Here is a 560-nt window from a genome sequence, read left to right as displayed (position 1 = left end):
TCTTGTTCATCTTTGATTTCTCCTTCTTCATCTTTATCAATAACAAGTGCTAAGTTTTCAATCTCTACATTTTCTCCAAACTTTTCATTTAATTCTTCAACAAATTGTTCTAAATAATTTAAGAAGTCTTGTTCAAGAATATCAAAGTTTATTGTCTCAGTATCAATTTCTCTTGCTATATTTCTTTCAGCTTTTTTATTAGTATTAATTCTTCTTCCTAACATGTAATAGTCTTGCTCAAGGAAAGATTTCAAGTTTTCCCATTGAGGAGTAGCATCTGAATTAGAACTCTCAAAACTAATACTGTTTGGTGTTGTTGAATTTGTAATATCTGCATTTCTTACATTACCATACACTTTGTTAATCAGTTCTTGCTTATAAGAAACTGGTTGTGAGATAACTTGAATTGCTGGTGATTTTGGGTCAAGCATACTTGCCATTTCAATATCAGCAATAGCAGATGAGTTATTATTAACATTTTTCTTAAACTTTTTCATTGAAGCAATAGATGCTGTCAAAGCAGTTTGTCTTAATGTTATGTAATCTTGAATAAAGTCGGA

General features: G+C 29.6%; 1 protein-coding gene. It reads right to left on the bottom strand.

The annotated features are described in order from the left end of the window. The coding region (locus tag N1032_RS27075; RefSeq protein ID WP_259543793.1) for a hypothetical protein at nt 1-560 on the bottom strand (560 nt) is incomplete at both ends.

The sequence above is a fragment of the Herbiconiux daphne genome, assembly GCF_024979295.1.
In the GTDB taxonomy this organism is placed as follows: Bacteria; Actinomycetota; Actinomycetes; order Actinomycetales; family Microbacteriaceae; genus Herbiconiux; species Herbiconiux daphnes.
Note: the sequence above shows the minus strand (reverse complement) of the source record. Positions and strands in the feature narration are given on the sequence as shown.